Source organism: Agrobacterium vitis (assembly GCF_014926405.1).
GTDB classification, from domain to species: domain Bacteria; phylum Pseudomonadota; class Alphaproteobacteria; order Rhizobiales; family Rhizobiaceae; genus Allorhizobium; species Allorhizobium vitis_H.
Genome location: NZ_JACXXJ020000005.1, coordinates 2,838,403 through 2,855,078 on the forward strand (window position 1 = coordinate 2,838,403; position 16,676 = coordinate 2,855,078).

At 58.5% G+C, this 16,676-nt stretch carries 19 protein-coding genes; 11 read left to right on the forward strand and 8 right to left on the reverse strand.

Features of this window, described 5'->3' with window-relative positions; genetic code table 11:
- Positions 1–165: 165 nt before the first annotated feature.
- The 5 genes from lspA to IEI95_RS24505 form a co-directional block, all read right to left on the reverse strand.
- Positions 166–657, reverse strand: a complete 492-nt coding sequence (lspA, locus tag IEI95_RS24485) for a signal peptidase II (protein WP_012654818.1) — start codon at positions 655–657, stop codon at positions 166–168.
- Positions 654–1,550, reverse strand: coding sequence for a TrmH family RNA methyltransferase (locus IEI95_RS24490; protein WP_156531322.1), 897 nt, complete (start codon positions 1,548–1,550; stop codon positions 654–656). Before IEI95_RS24490 ends, lspA begins: the two co-directional genes overlap by 4 nt.
- Complete coding sequence (locus IEI95_RS24495; protein ID WP_409050037.1) at positions 1,547–2,605, reverse strand: class I SAM-dependent methyltransferase; 1,059 nt, start codon at positions 2,603–2,605, stop codon at positions 1,547–1,549. Before IEI95_RS24495 ends, IEI95_RS24490 begins: the two co-directional genes overlap by 4 nt.
- Before the next feature lie 463 nt (positions 2,606–3,068).
- Positions 3,069–3,416 carry a LapA family protein gene (locus tag IEI95_RS24500; RefSeq protein ID WP_041697404.1) on the reverse strand — a complete coding sequence of 116 codons (348 nt, stop codon included), beginning with the start codon at positions 3,414–3,416 and terminating at the stop codon, positions 3,069–3,071.
- 237 nt (positions 3,417–3,653) lie between these two features.
- Positions 3,654–3,965, reverse strand: coding sequence for an integration host factor subunit beta (locus IEI95_RS24505; RefSeq protein WP_012654814.1), 312 nt, complete (start codon positions 3,963–3,965; stop codon positions 3,654–3,656).
- Positions 3,966–4,432: 467 nt separating this feature from the next.
- Here IEI95_RS24505 and lptC point away from each other — a divergent pair, with 467 nt between their 5' ends.
- From lptC to ptsN, 6 genes are all read left to right on the forward strand, one after another.
- Entirely contained in the window at positions 4,433–5,098 is a 666-nt protein-coding gene (lptC, locus tag IEI95_RS24510) for an LPS export ABC transporter periplasmic protein LptC (RefSeq protein WP_156531321.1), read from the forward strand.
- Positions 5,099–5,107: 9 nt separating this feature from the next.
- Positions 5,108–5,671: an LptA/OstA family protein gene (locus tag IEI95_RS24515; protein ID WP_012654812.1), complete on the forward strand. Its 564-nt coding sequence runs from the start codon at positions 5,108–5,110 to the stop codon at positions 5,669–5,671.
- A 29-nt stretch (positions 5,672–5,700) separates the two neighbouring features.
- Positions 5,701–6,492, forward strand: a complete 792-nt coding sequence (gene lptB / locus IEI95_RS24520; RefSeq protein WP_087727208.1) for an LPS export ABC transporter ATP-binding protein — start codon at positions 5,701–5,703, stop codon at positions 6,490–6,492.
- 208 nt (positions 6,493–6,700) lie between these two features.
- On the forward strand, positions 6,701–8,290 hold the full coding sequence (rpoN, locus tag IEI95_RS24525; protein WP_156531320.1) for an RNA polymerase factor sigma-54: 1,590 nt from the start codon (positions 6,701–6,703) through the stop codon (positions 8,288–8,290).
- Between the two features lie 334 nt (positions 8,291–8,624).
- Positions 8,625–9,191 (forward strand): ribosome hibernation-promoting factor, HPF/YfiA family, encoded by a 567-nt coding sequence (gene hpf / locus IEI95_RS24530; protein ID WP_070151431.1) that lies wholly within the window; start codon positions 8,625–8,627, stop codon positions 9,189–9,191.
- 71 nt (positions 9,192–9,262) lie between these two features.
- Positions 9,263–9,727, forward strand: a complete 465-nt coding sequence (gene ptsN / locus IEI95_RS24535; protein WP_012654808.1) for a PTS IIA-like nitrogen regulatory protein PtsN — start codon at positions 9,263–9,265, stop codon at positions 9,725–9,727.
- An 86-nt stretch (positions 9,728–9,813) separates the two neighbouring features.
- Here the strand turns inward: ptsN and grpE are convergent, their stop codons facing one another.
- Both grpE and hrcA read right to left on the reverse strand, forming a co-directional pair.
- Positions 9,814–10,440, reverse strand: coding sequence for a nucleotide exchange factor GrpE (gene grpE / locus IEI95_RS24540; RefSeq protein WP_070163763.1), 627 nt, complete (start codon positions 10,438–10,440; stop codon positions 9,814–9,816).
- A gap of 99 nt (positions 10,441–10,539) precedes the next feature.
- Positions 10,540–11,622, reverse strand: a complete 1,083-nt coding sequence (gene hrcA / locus IEI95_RS24545) for a heat-inducible transcriptional repressor HrcA (protein WP_012654806.1) — start codon at positions 11,620–11,622, stop codon at positions 10,540–10,542.
- 287 nt (positions 11,623–11,909) lie between these two features.
- Here hrcA and rph point away from each other — a divergent pair, with 287 nt between their 5' ends.
- Genes rph through IEI95_RS24570 form a run of 5 tightly spaced genes read left to right on the forward strand, consistent with a single transcriptional unit; the run spans position 11,910 to position 15,682 of the window.
- On the forward strand, positions 11,910–12,629 hold the full coding sequence (rph, locus tag IEI95_RS24550; RefSeq protein WP_060719646.1) for a ribonuclease PH: 720 nt from the start codon (positions 11,910–11,912) through the stop codon (positions 12,627–12,629).
- Between the two features lie 13 nt (positions 12,630–12,642).
- Complete coding sequence (locus IEI95_RS24555) at positions 12,643–13,059, forward strand: VOC family protein (RefSeq protein WP_156531319.1); 417 nt, start codon at positions 12,643–12,645, stop codon at positions 13,057–13,059.
- Positions 13,060–13,068: 9 nt separating this feature from the next.
- The gene (gene rdgB, locus IEI95_RS24560) at positions 13,069–13,713 is read left to right on the forward strand and encodes an RdgB/HAM1 family non-canonical purine NTP pyrophosphatase (protein ID WP_156531318.1); all 645 of its coding nucleotides are present in this window, start codon (positions 13,069–13,071) and stop codon (positions 13,711–13,713) included.
- Between the two features lie 6 nt (positions 13,714–13,719).
- Complete coding sequence (hemW, locus tag IEI95_RS24565; protein ID WP_156531317.1) at positions 13,720–14,901, forward strand: radical SAM family heme chaperone HemW; 1,182 nt, start codon at positions 13,720–13,722, stop codon at positions 14,899–14,901.
- Positions 14,902–14,941: 40 nt separating this feature from the next.
- Positions 14,942–15,682: a class I SAM-dependent methyltransferase gene (locus IEI95_RS24570; protein WP_156531316.1), complete on the forward strand. Its 741-nt coding sequence runs from the start codon at positions 14,942–14,944 to the stop codon at positions 15,680–15,682.
- A gap of 19 nt (positions 15,683–15,701) precedes the next feature.
- Here the strand turns inward: IEI95_RS24570 and IEI95_RS24575 are convergent, their stop codons facing one another.
- Positions 15,702–16,619, reverse strand: a complete 918-nt coding sequence (locus IEI95_RS24575) for a DMT family transporter (protein WP_234890855.1) — start codon at positions 16,617–16,619, stop codon at positions 15,702–15,704.
- Positions 16,620–16,676: the final 57 nt, after the last annotated feature.

Sequence of the window (16,676 nt, forward strand, 5' to 3'; positions counted from 1 at the left end):
GGCACACCACGTTCAATCTCGGTAAACCGACCCTCAATGCTGCGTGAAAAAACCGCTTGGGGCGAGCGGCTCACGGCATGAAGCAATTCTGTTCCATGCCATGCTACACCTTTTGGGGAAAATTTCCATCACTAGTTCGACGTGGCCGAGCGGGAAATTTCGCCTCTACCCTTTTGAGCGGCGCAGAACCAGCAGTTCTTCCAGCAGGATGAAGCCCGCCCCTATTGTAATCAAGCTATCGGCCAGGTTGAAGACCGCAAACGACCATGTCTCGGTATGAAACAAGATATAGTCCACCACATAGCCATAGGTGAAGCGGTCGATGATATTACCGAAAGCGCCGGCAATGATCAGGCAATAGCCCAGATGCGCAAACTGGTGATCGCGGCTGGTCTGGCGCCAGAGCCAGGCGACAAAAGCGACGATGGCAAGCCGCATGACGACGATGACCCAGGCATCGAGATGCGAAAGCATGGAAAAGGCCACGCCGAGATTGTGGGTGCGAAACAGGCCAAGCATCGGCACAACAGGCACGAGTTCATGCATGGGCAAGCTGACCTCAACCGCATATTTGATCGCCTGGTCCAAAATCAGCAGCGACAGGATGAACAGGATGGCCGGAACCGGGCGACAAAACAAGGCAGCGGAACGGGTCATTTGGCCTCGTCGAGGGTGAGAAGATGGCGCCGGGCTTCAAACAGCATGACGCCAGTTGCCACAGCCAGATTAAGGGAATCGGCCAATCCGGCCTGAGGGATGCGCGCCAGCATGTCAGCCCGGCTGGCCAATTCCTCCGGCAGGCCGGATTGCTCATTGCCCATCAGCACCACGACCGGGCGGCGCTTGTAATCCACGGTACGGTAATCCACCGCGCCAGCCAGATGGGTGGCGACGACGCTGACGCCAGCCTTGGTCTTCCAGCCGAGAAAATCAGCAACGGTGGTCTTGACCAGCGGCAGCGCGAAAATCGACCCCATCGTAGCACGCACCGTCTCCATGGCGAAAGGATCGGTGCTGTCACCAATCAGCATGACACCAGAGGCACCCGCTGCATCGGCAGTGCGGATAATCGTGCCGAGATTGCCGGGATCGCGCACCCGGTCGAGCGCCACCCAGGTTTCCCGCTCCGTCAGGCTGACATCCTTCAGCGCCTTCCAGCGCTGATCGAACACACCCGCCACCATTTGCGGATTGTCTTTGCGGGTAATGGAGGCCATGACCTTTTCGCTGACCTCCAGCACCATGCCGCCATGGGCAACGGTGCGCGCCGCGATCCGTTCCACCTGCGGCTTGCCCTTGGCAGCCTTGGAATAGATCAGGTAGCGCAGGCTCCAGCCGAGCTCCACCGCATCGATCACCAGCTTCAGGCCTTCGGCCAGAAACGTCCGCGTCTCGTCGCGGGTCTTTTTCTGGGAAAGCGCCTTGATATCCTTGACGATCGGATTGGCGAGGCTGGTGACTTCCTTCACCTGCCCAACCTTGCCCTGCACGCCTCTTTCCGCGGAGCTAGCCGCAAAACCGGAAGCGCCATCCTTGAACCCGTTACTCATTTTGGAACCCATCTGCTGAACAGCGACGTGGACAAGGCCCGCCCAGGTGTCTTGCCATCCAGACCTGCTTCGCGCAGGACCAGTTCACCAGACTCGACCAGACCGCCCTTGCCGCGCATGGTCTCGCGCATCAATTCATGGATAGCGTAGAAGCTGGCGCGGATTGAATAGGCCGTCAGCACCAGGCCTTCGGCCTTGGGCGACAGGATTTCCCGGCACAGCGACAGCATCAGCGGCAAATGCTCGAACAGATGCCAGACCTCGCCATTCGGACCTCGGCCAAATTTTGGCGGGTCGGTGAGGATGATGTCATACTGGCTGCCGCGCCGCTCTTCCCGCTGGATAAATTTCATTGCGTCATCGCAGATCCAGCGGATCGGAGCCCGGTCGAGACGGCTGAGCGCCTGGTTTTCCCGCGCCCAACCGATTGCCTTCTTCGATGCATCCACATGGGTGACTTCGGCACCCGCCGCCGCCGCAACCAGTGAGGCGACGCCGGTATAGCCGAAAAGATTGAGCACTCTCAATGGCCGCTCTGCGTTCGCGATCTTTGCTTTCTCAACCCGGTCTTTCATCCAGGTCCAATGGGCGATCTGTTCGGGAAAGACGCCAACATGGCGAAAGGACGTGAAGCGCCCGAGAAAATCGACGCCCAACAGCGAAAGCGGCCAGGTTTCGCCCAGCGCCTCGCGGGGAAAGCGCCAGCGGCCCATGCCATCCTCGTCGGTATCGCCGGAAAACACCGCATCGGCTTTTTCCCAGACATGCGGAGCAAGGCCCGGCGGCCAGAGAGCCTGTGCTTCGGGGCGCACGATCCGATAGGGGCCGTATTGTTCGAGTTTCAGACCATGACCACTGTCGATCAGGTGAAAATCGCCAGCCCCCATCGATTCCAGAATGAGCGGCAGCTTCTCGCGGGGCAGCGGGCCTGGGCGAAGCGCCAATGGCGCATTGGCGGGTGTTGCCGAATCCTGCACAGGATCTTTTTCCATGCGGGGCGATGGTGCGGAAACCCTTGCCGTTTCCCTAGCATCTGCGCCTGCCTGGCTGCGCACCGGCTTTTGCCCGGTACCACGATAAGGGCTTCCCCCATTGCGATCGGGCTGAGACTTGGCTGGGAGAGATGCGGCGGGGCGAGAGGAAGAACGCCCCTTGCCGGCGGACGCCGTGCCGGGAGCGCTCTTGCTGGGTGGTCGGCGGGATTTGTCTTTCACAATCGGCTCGGCTTTCCGATGACAGCGCCCTGAACCCACGACGAGCCTGGAATTGCTCGCGCGGTTCTATGGTAACGCTTCATAACGACGTCATGGTCTCCTGGCCGTCTCCGGTTCAGGCATGGTATTGGCTATAGTCATAATTCCTCACATCGGGTCCGATCCAAGGAATTATGCGGTAGGTTGCCCGCGCAAATTATGCTCGAAATCGAAAACATAAATCCTGCGTGGCCAAGGCAGCGGGCCTTTATCATTCAAACGCCGCGGAGAAAAGGGTAGCGAGCAGCTTAAGTTCCGGCAACCGTCAAGGCGATGGCAACTGGCTCACGTGACCGGATGCCGCGATCTGCTCGGCTCGCTTCTTCTGCTGATCGGCCTCGCCACGCCATTTTACCGCAGCACGTGCCTCATGCCGGGCGCGCTTGCGGTGCTTGCCCTGGGTCAGCCAAGTGGCAAAACTGCCTGCCAAGGCGCCAAGCAAAAAAGTGATCAGCAGGAAGACGAAGAAGGGCGCGCCTGCCGACAGCATCTGATCATCAGGGCGGAATGGATTAAGCGCCAGCGTCACCCATTGCCGATTGGCAACGCACAGCACGATCAGCACCACCGCCAGCGGCACCAGAATGACGATATTGAAAATCTTTTTGACCACCATCACGCATCTCCTGCCGGATCTTGCCGCCGCCGGGTTTTATCGTTGCCGATTACTGTCATCACGACGAAAAACCGACAACCCTGCAACTCACAGTCCAACGGCCTCTTCACCACGAATTGCGTCATCATATGGAAAGGGGCCGGGCTCATGCAAGGCCGGCCCGGATAATTCGCCCGATATCATTTGCAGGGTCACGACACGCCGGAATGCAACGCCGAACGGCTGAAGATCCGATCAGTCGGCGTCGCCGTCATCCTCGTCGTCCATGCCGGGATTGAGGCGCTCGCGCAATTCCTTGCCGGTCTTGAAAAACGGCACCCATTTTTCCTCGACGAAAACCGTATCCCCCGTGCGGGGATTGCGTCCGGTCCGCGACGGGCGGTTTTTCACCGAAAAAGCGCCGAAGCCCCGCAATTCGACACGATTGCCGGACGCGAGCGCATCGGTGATTTCATCCAGAACGGCGTTGACGATGTTTTCCACGTCGCGGTGATAAAGATGCGGATTGCGGGCCGCAACGATTTGCACCAGCTCGGATTTGATCACGTTAACCCCCTGTTCGGTCTAGACAGTTCACTGAAAATCAGTTCGCGGGGCCCAGCCCGCCTTAAAAGCGGCAGAGCAACGGCCGCCAGCTTGTTCGGGTGTAAAACACCATAAAAAATTGGATTAATCAATCGCTTAAGCCCACATGTCGCTGACGATTTCATATCCACGGTCCAATGCGAGTCAATTCGGATTGTAAAATCGACAAATACAACCGAAAAATAACCTGTCATCATAGCATCCAGCATGCACGAGACAGATAGTGGCACGCAGTCTGCTGCGGGTCGAGCATTGACAAAAGACGAGGGATAGCACCGCTCCCCCACAAAAAGCCGCAGGCGGAAAGCTTGTAACAGACTTGAAAAAATCCATATTTCCAGCCAGTAACTGTCTTGAATGGTAGCTGGAAGCGGTTCACCCGGAAGACGGGTGACAAAATAACCGATCGGCTCTACGGATTATCGAGCATGCTCAAGCGTTTAGATAAAGGTGCCCTAGAGCCGCGCCCACCTGCCCCCGATACCTCCTATCGCAAGGCGGTCGGTCACTCGCATCGAGTCAGGCGGCTGCGCATCGCCTTGCCGGCTTTAGCGGTCGTGCTCTCGCTTGGCTTTGTTGCTGTCTCCGTCGTCAGGGCTTACCTGCCCGACAACATCAAGATCGAGGGCGCCAAGATCGAGGATGGCAAGGTCGTCATGGCCAAGCCAGCCATATCCGGACGCAATTCAAACGGCGCGCCCTATTCGATGAATGCCGTGCGGGCGCTGCAAGATATCAAGAACCCCAACCTCATCACGCTGGAAACGATTACAGCGACCATGCCGGTCAATGATGACACCTCCGCCGATATCAAGGCACAAAGGGGCACCTATGACCGCTCTTCCGACAAGATGGTGCTGGACAGGCCCTTCACGATCCATCTCTCCAGCGGTGTGGACGCAGAGTTTCAATCCGCCGATCTTGACGTGAAAGCGGGAAAGCTTAAGACAAATCAACCGGTCTCCATCAAGACGAAAGAGTCATCAATCGTTGCACAGTCGATGGATATGACCGATAAGGGACAGACAATCACGCTGACGGGCGCGGTCCGATTGAATATCGCACCGACCGCCCTGCAGAAACCGGGCAACTGAGAACAGATCATGACGCACAGCCACCGTCGCCTTTCCTTCCGCGTTGCTTGCGCCACGCTGACCGCAGGCCTTGTCGCGACCGCAGCCGCAACCGGCGCGTTTGCCCAGTCCGCTACCAGCAACATGAACAGTCTGAAACTGTCCGGCGACAAGCCGATCCAGATCGAAAGCGATGCATTGGAAGTGCATCAGCAAGAGAACAAAGCCAACTTCAACGGCAATGTGAAGGTGGTTCAGGGCACCACCACGATGCGTTCCGGCACGATGGTGGTGAAATACAAGGGCCAGGGCGCGGCTGTGACCAGCGGCGACGCCAAGATCGACACGATCGATGTGGCCGATAACGTCATTCTCAATACCGAAACCCAGCAGGCCACGGCCGACAAGGGCCATTTCGACATGAACACCCAGATCTTTACGCTGGATGGCGACAAGGTCGTGCTGTCGGAAGGCGGCAATGTGTTCGTCGGCTGCAAGCTCACCGTCCATATGACGACGGGCGAAGCCAAGCTCGACAGTTGTGGCAAGCGCGTGCAAATCCAGCTGGATCCCAAGTCCAAGCAGAAACCCTGATTGCGAACGCAGACGTGAAAGTTCCCGGTTTGACATCCAAGCAACAGGACGCGAATGCCGCCGCGCCATCAGACGCAGCACGCGAGAAGAACAGGTACGAAGGTACGCTGATCGCCCATGGGCTGACGAAAACCTATAATACCCGCCGCGTGGTCAATGGGGCTTCGCTCGTCGTGCGCAGGGGTGAGGCTGTCGGCCTTCTCGGACCGAATGGCGCTGGCAAGACCACCTGTTTCTACATGATTACCGGCCTCGTGCCGGTCGACATGGGCACGATCGCCATCAACGGCAATGACGTGACCTCAATGCCAATGTACCGCCGCTCCCGGCTGGGCGTCGGCTATCTGCCGCAGGAAGCCTCGATTTTCCGCGGCCTGTCGGTCGAGGACAATATCCGCGCCGTGCTGGAACTGCATGAAAGCGACAAGACCAAGCGCGAGCAAAAATTGAACGAACTTCTCGCCGAATTCAATATCGAGAAACTGCGCAAGGCGGCAGCCGTCTCCTTGTCGGGCGGCGAACGGCGGCGCCTGGAAATCGCCCGGGCGCTGGCAACCGATCCGACCTTCATGCTTCTGGATGAGCCTTTCGCCGGCGTCGACCCGATTTCCGTGTCTGATATCCAGAACCTCGTGCGGCATCTGACGGCACGCGGCATCGGTGTGCTGATCACCGATCATAACGTTCGAGAAACGCTGGGCCTGATCGACCGTGCCTATATCATCCACGCCGGTGAAGTGCTGACGCACGGGCGGGCCGACGACATCGTCAACAATCCCGATGTACGACGTCTCTATCTTGGCGAGAAATTCAGCCTCTAATACGCGCAATTCGATGGGATGCCGTATTGAAAACGGCATCCGTGCCGCAAAGAGCCTCGCGTTTTCAGGTTATTTGCGTCGGAAGCCGCTCTGCGGCTTGACCAAACCTTATAAAAAAGCAATTTTTGGGCCACTTGGAACTTCGGAAAATCCAAAACAGGAACAAAAGGGGTCCGAGAGGGAATAGTAGGGGAGTTTTTCGTCCGCCATGGCCCTATCAGCCAATCTTTTCCTTCGCCAAAACCAGTCGCTGGTGATGACGCCGCAGCTGATGCAATCGATTCAGCTGCTCCAAATGACCCATTTCGAGCTTGTGCAATTCATTGCGCAAGAGGTCGAGAAGAATCCACTGCTTGAATTTGCGCCAAATGACGAAGGAACAGGCAGCAGCGAACCAGGCACGGATAGCGAAGCCCCGCCAGCACCAGCCCCCTCCGATACATTGCAGAGTGACTGGTATGAACATGGTGGCGATGGCGATCTGAACGAGCGGCTGGACGCCAATTTCGGCACAGCCTTTTCCGATGATGGCGCCAACCCGAAGACCGATGCACCCGAAATGCTTGGCCAGTGGAAATCGATGCCCGGCGCCCAGGGAGATGGCGAGGGCTATGACCTGGACGATTTCGTGGCTGGCAAGGTTTCGTTGCGCGACCATCTCGGCCAGCAATTGCCTTTTGTGCTCTCGTCCGCATCAGATCGGATGATTGCGCTGGCCCTGATCGACCAGCTGGACGAGGCCGGATATCTGCGCGCCGACCTGGATGAGGTCGCCAAGCAGATGGGGGCGTCCCGAGACGATATGGAACGGATTCTGGCAGCCCTTCAGACCATGGAGCCCGCCGGCCTGTTTGCGCGCAATCTTGGCGAATGCCTGGCCATTCAACTGCGCCAGCGCGACCGGCTGGACCCGGCCATGGCCGCACTGATCGGCAATCTGGATTATCTGGCCAAGCGTGACTTTGCGAGCCTGAAGCGGTTATGCGGCGTGGATGAGGAAGACCTGCTCGATATGCTGGCCGAAATCCGCAAGCTTAATCCCAAGCCCGGCGCTGGTTTCGAAACCGATGCACTGGAAACAGTCGTGCCCGATATTCTGGTGGCGCCCTCGCTCGAAGGTGGCTGGCTGGTGGAGTTGAATGCGGAAACCCTGCCGCGCGTGCTGGTCAACAATGCCTATTTCACCGAGATCCGCCGCAGCAGCCTGCGGGAAGGCGCCATGAAGACTGCCAATGGCCAAAGTGGCAATGGCAAAACCGGCCAGAGCAAGGCCGAGGGCGAACAGGCCTTTTTGACGGATTGCCTGCAAACCGCCAATTGGCTGACCCGCAGCCTCGATCAGCGCGCCAAAACCATCATGAAGGTGGCGACCGAAATCATTCGCCAGCAGGACGCCTTCCTGCGCCATGGGGTCGACCATCTGCGTCCGCTGAACCTGAAGACGGTGGCCGACGCCATCAAAATGCACGAGTCCACCGTCAGCCGCGTCACATCCAACAAATATATGCTGACACCACGTGGGCTGTTCGAGCTGAAATATTTCTTCAGCGTCTCCATCGGCTCGGCAGAAGGCGGTGACAGCCATTCAGCTGAGGCGGTTCGTCATCGTATCCGCATGTTGATTGCTCAAGAAAGCCCCGAGAATATCCTCTCAGACGACGATATTGTCGAAAGCCTGAAAAACGGCGGTGTCGAGCTTGCCCGCCGCACGGTTGCCAAATATCGCGAAGCAATGAACATCGCCTCCTCCGTCCAGAGGCGCCGGGAAAAGCGCGCCCTGGCGCGGAACCCGGGCTGATGTCAGCTCTTTGCAATAATCCTTAACAAAACATTGACATTGGCGCCCGCGCCAATTAGAGGATACCGCCAAAACACGGGAACGATTTTGGGATAGTGACATGTACAAAATCAGAGACTTAGTCTTATCCTGCGCAATTTTTTCACCCCAGTCCGCCCTTGACATGCGGGTTGTTCCAGGCCTGAACGGACAGACGCTCCGCTTTGGCCCGGCCCGATAGGATAAATTGCCCCGGCATATGGCCGAGCTTTTATCTTGGACTATGGAAACGCTTGGATGCGCCCCGCGCTTGGCGTAAACTCACCCTGCAAATCACGATAAGAAGGGAAACTCCATGAGTGTACGCGTAACCGGCAAACATATGGAAATCGGCGAATCTTTCCGGCAACGGATAGAAGTCCAGATCACTGACGCCGTAAGCAAATACTTTGACGGAGGGTATTCCAGTCAGGTCACGGTGACAAAATCAGCCTCGCGGTTTTCCGCAGACTGCGCCCTGCACCTCGATACCGGTATAAACCTGCATGCAACCGGCACTGCCGTCGATCCGCAAGTCGCCTTCGACACCGCCGCAGAGCGGATCGAAAAGCGCCTGCGGCGCTACAAGCGCAAGCTGAAGGATCACCATATCCCAGCCAACAACTTCGAAATCAGCTATACGGTCATGGACCCGGTTTCAGAAGAAGACGAGGATGTGCCGGAGGATTTTGCCCCGACCATCGTGGCCGAAAGCACCAAGAAGGTCAAAACCATGTCTGTCGCCACCGCCGTCATGGCGCTGGATATGACGGATGAGCCCATTGTTCTGTTCCGCAGCCCTGGCAAGGACGAGTTGAACATTGTCTATCGCCGCAATGACGGTAATATTGGTTGGATCGATTCCGCCGCAATCAAGGGCTGACACGCCCTCGGAAAGCGGTGGCCGACCACCGCTTTCCCCTTCATGTGTCGGCGGAATAAGGATTTTTCGAAATGGCCTTGGCAGATTTGCTACAGCAAGATGCGATATTGCCCGTCCTCAGGGTCAATTCCAAAAAACAACTTCTCCAGGAACTGGCTGCCAAAGCCTCGAAACTGATCGGTATTCCCGAACGGGAAATCTTCGACGTCATCCTGCAACGGGAAAAGCTCGGCTCCACCGGCGTCGGCAATGGCATTGCCATTCCCCACGGCAAGCTGACCAGTATTTCCACCATTCAAGGCGTCTTCGCCCGTCTGGAAACCCCAATTGATTTCGAAGCGCTGGACGAACAGCCCGTGGATCTGGTCTTCCTGCTTCTGGCACCCGAAGGGGCCGGTGCCGATCATTTGAAAGCCTTGTCGCGCATCGCCCGCGTGCTTCGCGATCAGGACCTGGTTGCCAAGCTGCGCGCCAGCGACAGCGCCACCGCCATCTATACATTCCTGAACCAGGACCAGGCCTCGAACGCAGCCTGACCGCTTTCTATTTAACGTATGGTATTACGCAAAAAGCGCCGCGCATCACTGCGCAGCGCTTTTTCTTTTTCCAGTAAAAGAAAGGGTCAGGCCTTGCTTTCCGCATCGGAAGCCTGCGCCGCCTCTGCCTTAGGGCCACCCTTGGCAACGCCAACCATAGCCGGACGCAGGACCCGATCGCCAATCGTATAGCCGGGCTGCACGACCTGCACGACCGTATTGTTGGGGACTTGCGGATTGGGGATTTCGAACATCGCCTGATGGAAATTCGGATCGAATTTCTGACCTTCCGGCTCGATCTTGCGTACACCATGGCGCTCGAGCGTCGACAGCATCGCCCGCTCGGTCATCTCGACACCTTCGATCAATGCCGTCAGGCCGGCTTGCGCCTCCTCCTTGGCTTCATCAGGGACAGCGTCGATGGCGCGGCGCAGATTGTCGGACACGGCCAGCATGTCACGGGCAAAAGCGGTGACCGCATAGGACTTGGCATCCTTGACATCGCGCTCGGTGCGGCGGCGCAGATTGTCCATTTCAGCCGCCAGACGCAGGAAGCGATCACGCAACTCCGCATTTTCAGCCTGCAGGGCTGCTGTCGGGTCATTATCCTGCCCGGCATCCTCAGCGGTCGAATTGGTCTCTTCCTGTACCTGGGGTTCAATCTGCGCGTCTGCGGCAGCGTCAGGTCCGTTTTTAGCTGTTTCGTCGGTCATGACGTTCTCCGAAATACTGTTTCTCGTCCGGCCCCGATATCAGGGTTCGGCGGCAAAAAATCAAGGGTCGAGTGATGATCTCATGTGGTGTTGCTAAGGTCAGTGGCCGCTGCGGGTCATCTTGGCCATCACCTGGGCGGTATAATCCACCATCGGCACGATACGGGAATAGTTGAGGCGGGTCGGACCGATCACGCCGACGGCCCCGACAATCCTGTCGTCGCCGTCGCGGTAGGGCGCAACGATCAGCGACGACCCGGAAAGCGAAAACAGCTTGTTCTCCGAACCGATGAAAATTCTGACACCCGGCCCGCTTTCGGCCAGATTGAGGATCTCGATCAGACTTTCCTTACGCTCCAGATCATCAAACAGCAGCCGCAGCCGATCAACATCCTCGACGCCCGCCAGACCTTCCAGCAGATTGGCGCGGCCACGCACGATCAACCGGGTCGGTTTGTCGCCCTCGCCGCCGGACCAGACCGCCAGCCCACGCTGCACGAGATCCTGGGAGAGAACATCCAGCTCGCTGGCCACCTGATCCTTCAACTGGACCAGCTGGCCGCGCACTTCATGCAGCGTCTGGCCGGACAGATGCGCATTGAGGAAATTGGCCGCCTCGGTCAATTGCGAGGCTGTGATGCCCGCCGGGAGTTCGATGATCCGGTTTTCGACCTGGTTAAACTCACCGACCAGCACTGCCAGTGCCTTGGTCGGCTCCAGTCGGATGAATTCGACGTGTTTCAGCACCGGATCGGATTTCGCCGCCACCACCAGGCCCGCACCACGCGACAGGCCAGACAGCATACGGCTGGCCTCGTTATAGAGCGTTTCCATCGGCTGGTCTTCCGAGGAGCGCATCTGCCGTTCGATCGAGCCGCGATCTTGCTCCGACAAGCGACCGACCTGCATGAAAGCATCGACAAAAAAACGCAATCCCGTCTGGGTTGGCAAACGCCCAGCACTGATATGGGGGGAATAGATCAGGCCGAGCTCTTCCAGGTCGCTCATCACATTGCGCACCGAGGCGGGCGACAGCGACATCGGCAGAATGCGCGACAGATTGCGCGAGCCAAGCGGTTCACCGGATTCCAGATAGGTCTCGACAATGCGGCGAAAGATCTCCCTGGATCGCTCATCCAGTGCCATTGACACATCGCCTGCGGTAATTGGGTTTTTCCCCATTTCGCTCATGTTTGCTGCTGCACCTATCCTTAATATAGCTGCTGATTGACCAATCACAACGGCTTTTGGTGAGGAAGTCCCGGTTTGAGCGGACCATACCGGCTTTTCCTTTGCAAAACCGTCAAACCACTCGTAGAAGGCAGCCAGGACGCCAAGCAGGACTGGAAATGCCCCGGACAGATTTCCGGGCCAGATCTGCCCAGAACGGCCCAGACGGGCATTGAAACGAAAATAAGCGGACAGAGGTTGGTGTGCCAGCCAGTGACTGCTCGACCGAGGAGACGGAAATGCGACCTTCAGGCAGAAAAACCGACCAGATGCGCAAGATATCGTTCGAGCGCAATTTTTCCAAACATGCCGAAGGCTCCTGTCTCGTCAAGTTTGGCGATACCCATGTCCTGTGCACGGCAAGCCTCGAAGATCGCACTCCGCCCTGGCTGCGCAACACAGGCAAGGGCTGGGTGACAGCCGAATACGGCATGCTGCCGCGCGCCACCGGCGAGCGAATGAAGCGTGAAGCGTCCTCCGGCAAGCAGAGCGGTCGCACCCAGGAAATCCAACGGCTGATTGGTCGTTCACTGCGCGCCGTGGTCGATCTGGAAGCCCTAGGCGAACGGCAGATCTCGCTCGATTGCGATGTGATCCAGGCCGATGGCGGCACCCGCACAGCCTCGATTACCGGCGCATGGATTGCCTTGCACGATTGCCTGAAATGGATGGAATCGCGCAACATCATCAAGGTGGACCGGGTGCTGAAGGACCATGTCGCGGCGATTTCCTGCGGTATTTTCGCCGCCCAGCCGGTGATTGACCTGGATTACCTGGAGGACTCTGCCGCCGAAACCGATGCCAATTTCGTCATGACCGGCACAGGCGGCATTGTCGAGATCCAGGGCACCGCCGAAGGCAAGCCGTTCAGCCAGGAAGAATTCCTGACCCTTCTCGGCCTTGCCCAGACAGGCATTGCCGAATTGGTGGACCTGCAAAAACAGGCGATTGCCGGATAAAGAGAGCATCATAATGGCCACAAGCATTGAAGGCATTCTGGAAACCTCACTGTATGTCGATGATCTCGACGCGGCAGAGCGTTTCTATGCCGGCCTGCTCGGCCTTGAGGTGATCATCAGCCAGCCGGGGCGTCATGTGTTCCTGCGCTGTGGGCCGGGCGTTCTGCTGCTGTTTAATGCAGCCGAAACCATCAAGCCCGCAGAGCCCGACGCTCTGCCGGTGCCAGCCCATGGTGCCGTCGGGCCAGGTCATGCCTGCTTTCGGATGGACGGTGCGGCAATGGATGGTATGGCGTCACGGTTGTTGAGCCATGGCGTGGCCATCGAGGCGGATTTTCTCTGGCCGAATGGTGCGCGTTCGATTTATTTCCGCGACCCAGCGGGCAATAGTCTGGAATGCGCCGAAGCCCGGCTTTGGCAGATTGAATAGGATCGGATGATGCGCAAACTCGATACCAGAACCATTGTCGTCGCCAGCCACAATGCCGGCAAGATCGCTGAAATTGCCGACCTGATCGGCCCCTTCGGCTTTGCTGCCAAATCGGCCAAGGAACTCGGCTTCATCGAGCCGGACGAAACCGGCACGACATTCGAAGAAAACGCTGCCATCAAGGCCCTGGCTTCGGCAAAAGCCTCTGGCCTGCCGGCGCTGTCTGATGATTCCGGTCTGGTCATCGATGCCTTGGACGGCGCGCCGGGCGTCTATACCGCCAATTGGGCCGAGCGCGAGGATGGCAGCCGCGATTTTGCCATGGCCATGGAAAAGGTCGAGCATGCCTTGCAGGAAAAAGGCGCGGCAACACTTGAGAGCCGGACGGCTCGTTTTGTCAGCGTGCTGTGTCTGGGCTGGCCCGATGGCCATACCGAGTTTTTCCGAGGTGAAGTGGAAGGTGTGGTCGCCTGGCCGCCCCGCGGCACCTCCGGCTTTGGATACGATCCGATCTTCCAGCCAGAAGGATTTTCGACCACGTTTGGCGAAATGACCTCGGAAGAAAAACACGGCTGGAAGCCGGGCGATGCGCAAGCCCTGTCGCACCGGGCGCGCGCTTTCAAGCTCTTCGTCGAAACCTGCCTGAACGCCTGAGGATTTATGGCCGAGCCAACGTCGCTTCTCCTTCCAGACACCGGCGAACCGGGCTTTGGCATCTATATTCACTGGCCGTTCTGCGCGGCCAAATGCCCCTATTGTGACTTCAACAGCCATGTCCGCCACCAGAAGGTCGACCAGCCGCGCTTCACGGCAGCTTTCCTGAAGGAAATGGAGACGATGCGGGCCATGAGCGGCCCCAAGACCGTTACCAGCATCTTCCTCGGCGGCGGTACGCCTTCGCTGATGGACCCGGCCACGGTGGGTGCCATCCTGGACGGAATCGCCCGCTACTGGACCGTGCCGCGTGGCATCGAGATCACCATGGAAGCCAATCCGACCAGCGTCGAAGCCGAACGGTTTCGGGGCTATCGGTCAGCTGGCGTCAACCGGGTGTCGCTCGGCGTGCAAGCGCTCAATGATGCCGATCTGAAATTTCTGGGCCGGATGCATTCGGTGGAGGATGCACTGAAAGCCGTCCGGCTGGCACGCGAGATTTTCCCGCGCATGTCCTTCGACCTGATCTATGCCCGTCCCAATCAGACGATTGCCGATTGGGATGCCGAGTTGAAGCTGGCGATTTCCTATGCGGTGGACCATCTGTCGCTCTATCAGCTGACCATCGAGGAAGGCACGCCATTCTTCGGCCTGCACAAGGCTGGCAAGATCATTACACCCGATGAGGAACATGCGGCCCAGCTCTATGAGGCGACGCAGGAGATCACCGAGCGCGAAGGCCTGCCCGCCTATGAGGTTTCCAACCATGCGCGGCCCGGCGCCGAGAGCCGTCACAACCTGACCTATTGGCGCTATGGTGATTATGCCGGTATTGGCCCTGGCGCCCATGGACGGCTGACGCAGGGCCATGAAAAACTGGCGACCGCCACCGAAAAACACCCGGAAACCTGGCTTTCAGCGGTCGAACAGAACGGCCACGGCATGGTCATCCAGGACGCGCTGGGTTCCGAAGAACAGTCCGACGAATTGCTGCTGATGGGCCTCAGGCTGCGCGAAGGCGTCGATCTCGCCCGTTGGCAGCAATTGTCCGGTCGCGATCCGGACCCGGTCCGCGAACAATTTTTACTGGAACACGGATTTATCGAACGTCTCGGCAATTCCCGGCTGCGCTGCACGCCAAAAGGCATGCTGGTTCTGGATGCCGTCGTGGCAGATCTCGCCTGCTGAGCAATCATAAACAGACGCAAGGATAGAGGGAGAAGCGTCAATGCCCGTAGATGATGCCTTTGCGCTGCATGACATGGCCGTTTTCTATGACAGCTTCAACATTCATGGCGAAGACGGGGATTTCTACGACGCCTATCCAAAAACGCCCTGCCGAATTCTCGATATCGGCTGCGGCACAGGCTCGGTGACGCTCCGGCTGGCAAGACGCGGCCATCAGGTGACAGGGATCGATCCCGCGCCGGGCATGTTGGCTCTGGCAAAAGCCAAAGATAAGGAAGGGTTGGTGCGCTGGATTGCCGCCAATGCCTTCGATCTCAATCTCGATAGAGAGCAATTCGATCTGATCATCATGACCGGCCATGTCTTTCAGGTCTTTCTCGATGATGAAGAAACCCTTCTGGCGCTCACCAATGCCCGCCGCCATCTCTCGCCGGGTGGACAGATGATCATCGAGAGCCGCAACCCGCTGCTGCGCGCCTGGGAAGGATGGACCGAAGCCACAACCCGCAACACAGCGCAGGTGCCTGGTATCGGCTCTGTCGAGGTTTTCTATCAGGTCGACAGGACCGAAGGGGAGCATGTCACCTTTGACGCGACCTTCACGCTGCTGGAGACCGGTGAACAACGGATCAGTCGCAGTTGCCTGCGTTTCCCTGGTAGCGGCAAGATCGAACAGCTCTTCAAGGCAGCCGGGTTCAAGAGCATCGACATGCTCGGCTGGTGGGATGGCCGCCGCTTTGAGCCGACCAGCCCGGAAATCATTGCCATCGCCAGCGTCTGAGGCGACACGGCGCGTGCGGTCAGGCGACTGCCCGCCGGCGAAGCCGACGCCATAGCCTGCCATCGATGGCGGCAAGTCCGAGCGCGATCAAGACCATGCCGACCAGATGGCGGGGGGCGACCTGGTCTCCCAGCACCAAAGCCCCCAGCAGAATGGCGCTGGGGGGAATAAGGATGGTAACCAGCATCAGGTTGGTGGCACCAGCCGTCGACAATATCCGGAAAAACAGCACATAGCCGACAGCTGTTGACAGCAATGCCAGTCCCAGCAGAGCCGCAATGCTGTCGAGACCGGGAACGGGCAAGGTCCAGGGGGCGTCGACTATCAGCGTGATCGGCAGGAGCACCATCGTTGCCGCCGTCACCTGGCCCGCGGCGGGCAAGAGAGGGGCTAATCCCATCGCCTTGAAGCGCCGCCCGAAAAGACCGGCAAAGGCATAGGAAACTGCCGCCAGCATCACGGCCAACTCACCCCAGAGATCGGCACCGAGATGTCCGAGCACGGCGGGGCCGATCATAACCGCCACACCGGCAACCCCGATCAGCACACCGGCCAGCCGGTTGGCGGTCAGCTTCTCATCGGCGGTCAGAAAATGCGCGATGATCACGCCGAACAGCGGCGTCGTCGCGTTGAAAATCGCCGCCAACCCGACCGGAATATGGGTCTGGCCCCAGACGATCAGGGTGAAGGGAATAACATTGTTGAGAAGGCCCATGCCGAGAAAGGCAAGCCAAACCTTACCGCTGCGCGGAACCGACTGGCCCGACAGGTGGACGATGATCCACAGCGCCATTGCGGCAAGCGCAACACGGGCGGTGACGATGGTCAGCGGCGGCCAGACCTTTACCAGAATGCCGATGAACAGGAAGGAGCCGCCCCATAGCACCGAAAGCACCAGCAGCATCGCCCATTCCTGGGCACCCATCTGTTTTTGCATAACCGGCCTCTCACCATGTCTCTTTATCGGAGATGGTTATTGCTCTTTTGGAGCAGG

What these genes read in the sequence shown, in the direction of transcription:
- lspA (WP_012654818.1), bottom strand. Translation starts at nt 657, where the DNA reads ATGACCCGTTCCGCTGCCTTGTTTTGTCGCCCGGTTCCGGCCATCCTG.
- ptsN (WP_012654808.1), top strand. Translation starts at nt 9,263, where the DNA reads ATGGCCTTGGCAGATTTGCTACAGCAAGATGCGATATTGCCCGTCCTC.
- IEI95_RS24570 (WP_156531316.1), top strand. Translation starts at nt 14,942, where the DNA reads ATGCCCGTAGATGATGCCTTTGCGCTGCATGACATGGCCGTTTTCTAT.
- hrcA (WP_012654806.1), bottom strand. Translation starts at nt 11,622, where the DNA reads ATGGGGAAAAACCCAATTACCGCAGGCGATGTGTCAATGGCACTGGAT.
- lptC (WP_156531321.1), top strand. Translation starts at nt 4,433, where the DNA reads ATGCTCAAGCGTTTAGATAAAGGTGCCCTAGAGCCGCGCCCACCTGCC.
- IEI95_RS24575 (WP_234890855.1), bottom strand. Translation starts at nt 16,619, where the DNA reads ATGCAAAAACAGATGGGTGCCCAGGAATGGGCGATGCTGCTGGTGCTT.
- IEI95_RS24515 (WP_012654812.1), top strand. Translation starts at nt 5,108, where the DNA reads ATGACGCACAGCCACCGTCGCCTTTCCTTCCGCGTTGCTTGCGCCACG.
- grpE (WP_070163763.1), bottom strand. Translation starts at nt 10,440, where the DNA reads ATGACCGACGAAACAGCTAAAAACGGACCTGACGCTGCCGCAGACGCG.
- IEI95_RS24555 (WP_156531319.1), top strand. Translation starts at nt 12,643, where the DNA reads ATGGCCACAAGCATTGAAGGCATTCTGGAAACCTCACTGTATGTCGAT.
- rdgB (WP_156531318.1), top strand. Translation starts at nt 13,069, where the DNA reads ATGCGCAAACTCGATACCAGAACCATTGTCGTCGCCAGCCACAATGCC.
- rpoN (WP_156531320.1), top strand. Translation starts at nt 6,701, where the DNA reads ATGGCCCTATCAGCCAATCTTTTCCTTCGCCAAAACCAGTCGCTGGTG.
- rph (WP_060719646.1), top strand. Translation starts at nt 11,910, where the DNA reads ATGCGACCTTCAGGCAGAAAAACCGACCAGATGCGCAAGATATCGTTC.
- hemW (WP_156531317.1), top strand. Translation starts at nt 13,720, where the DNA reads ATGGCCGAGCCAACGTCGCTTCTCCTTCCAGACACCGGCGAACCGGGC.
- hpf (WP_070151431.1), top strand. Translation starts at nt 8,625, where the DNA reads ATGAGTGTACGCGTAACCGGCAAACATATGGAAATCGGCGAATCTTTC.
- IEI95_RS24490 (WP_156531322.1), bottom strand. Translation starts at nt 1,550, where the DNA reads ATGAGTAACGGGTTCAAGGATGGCGCTTCCGGTTTTGCGGCTAGCTCC.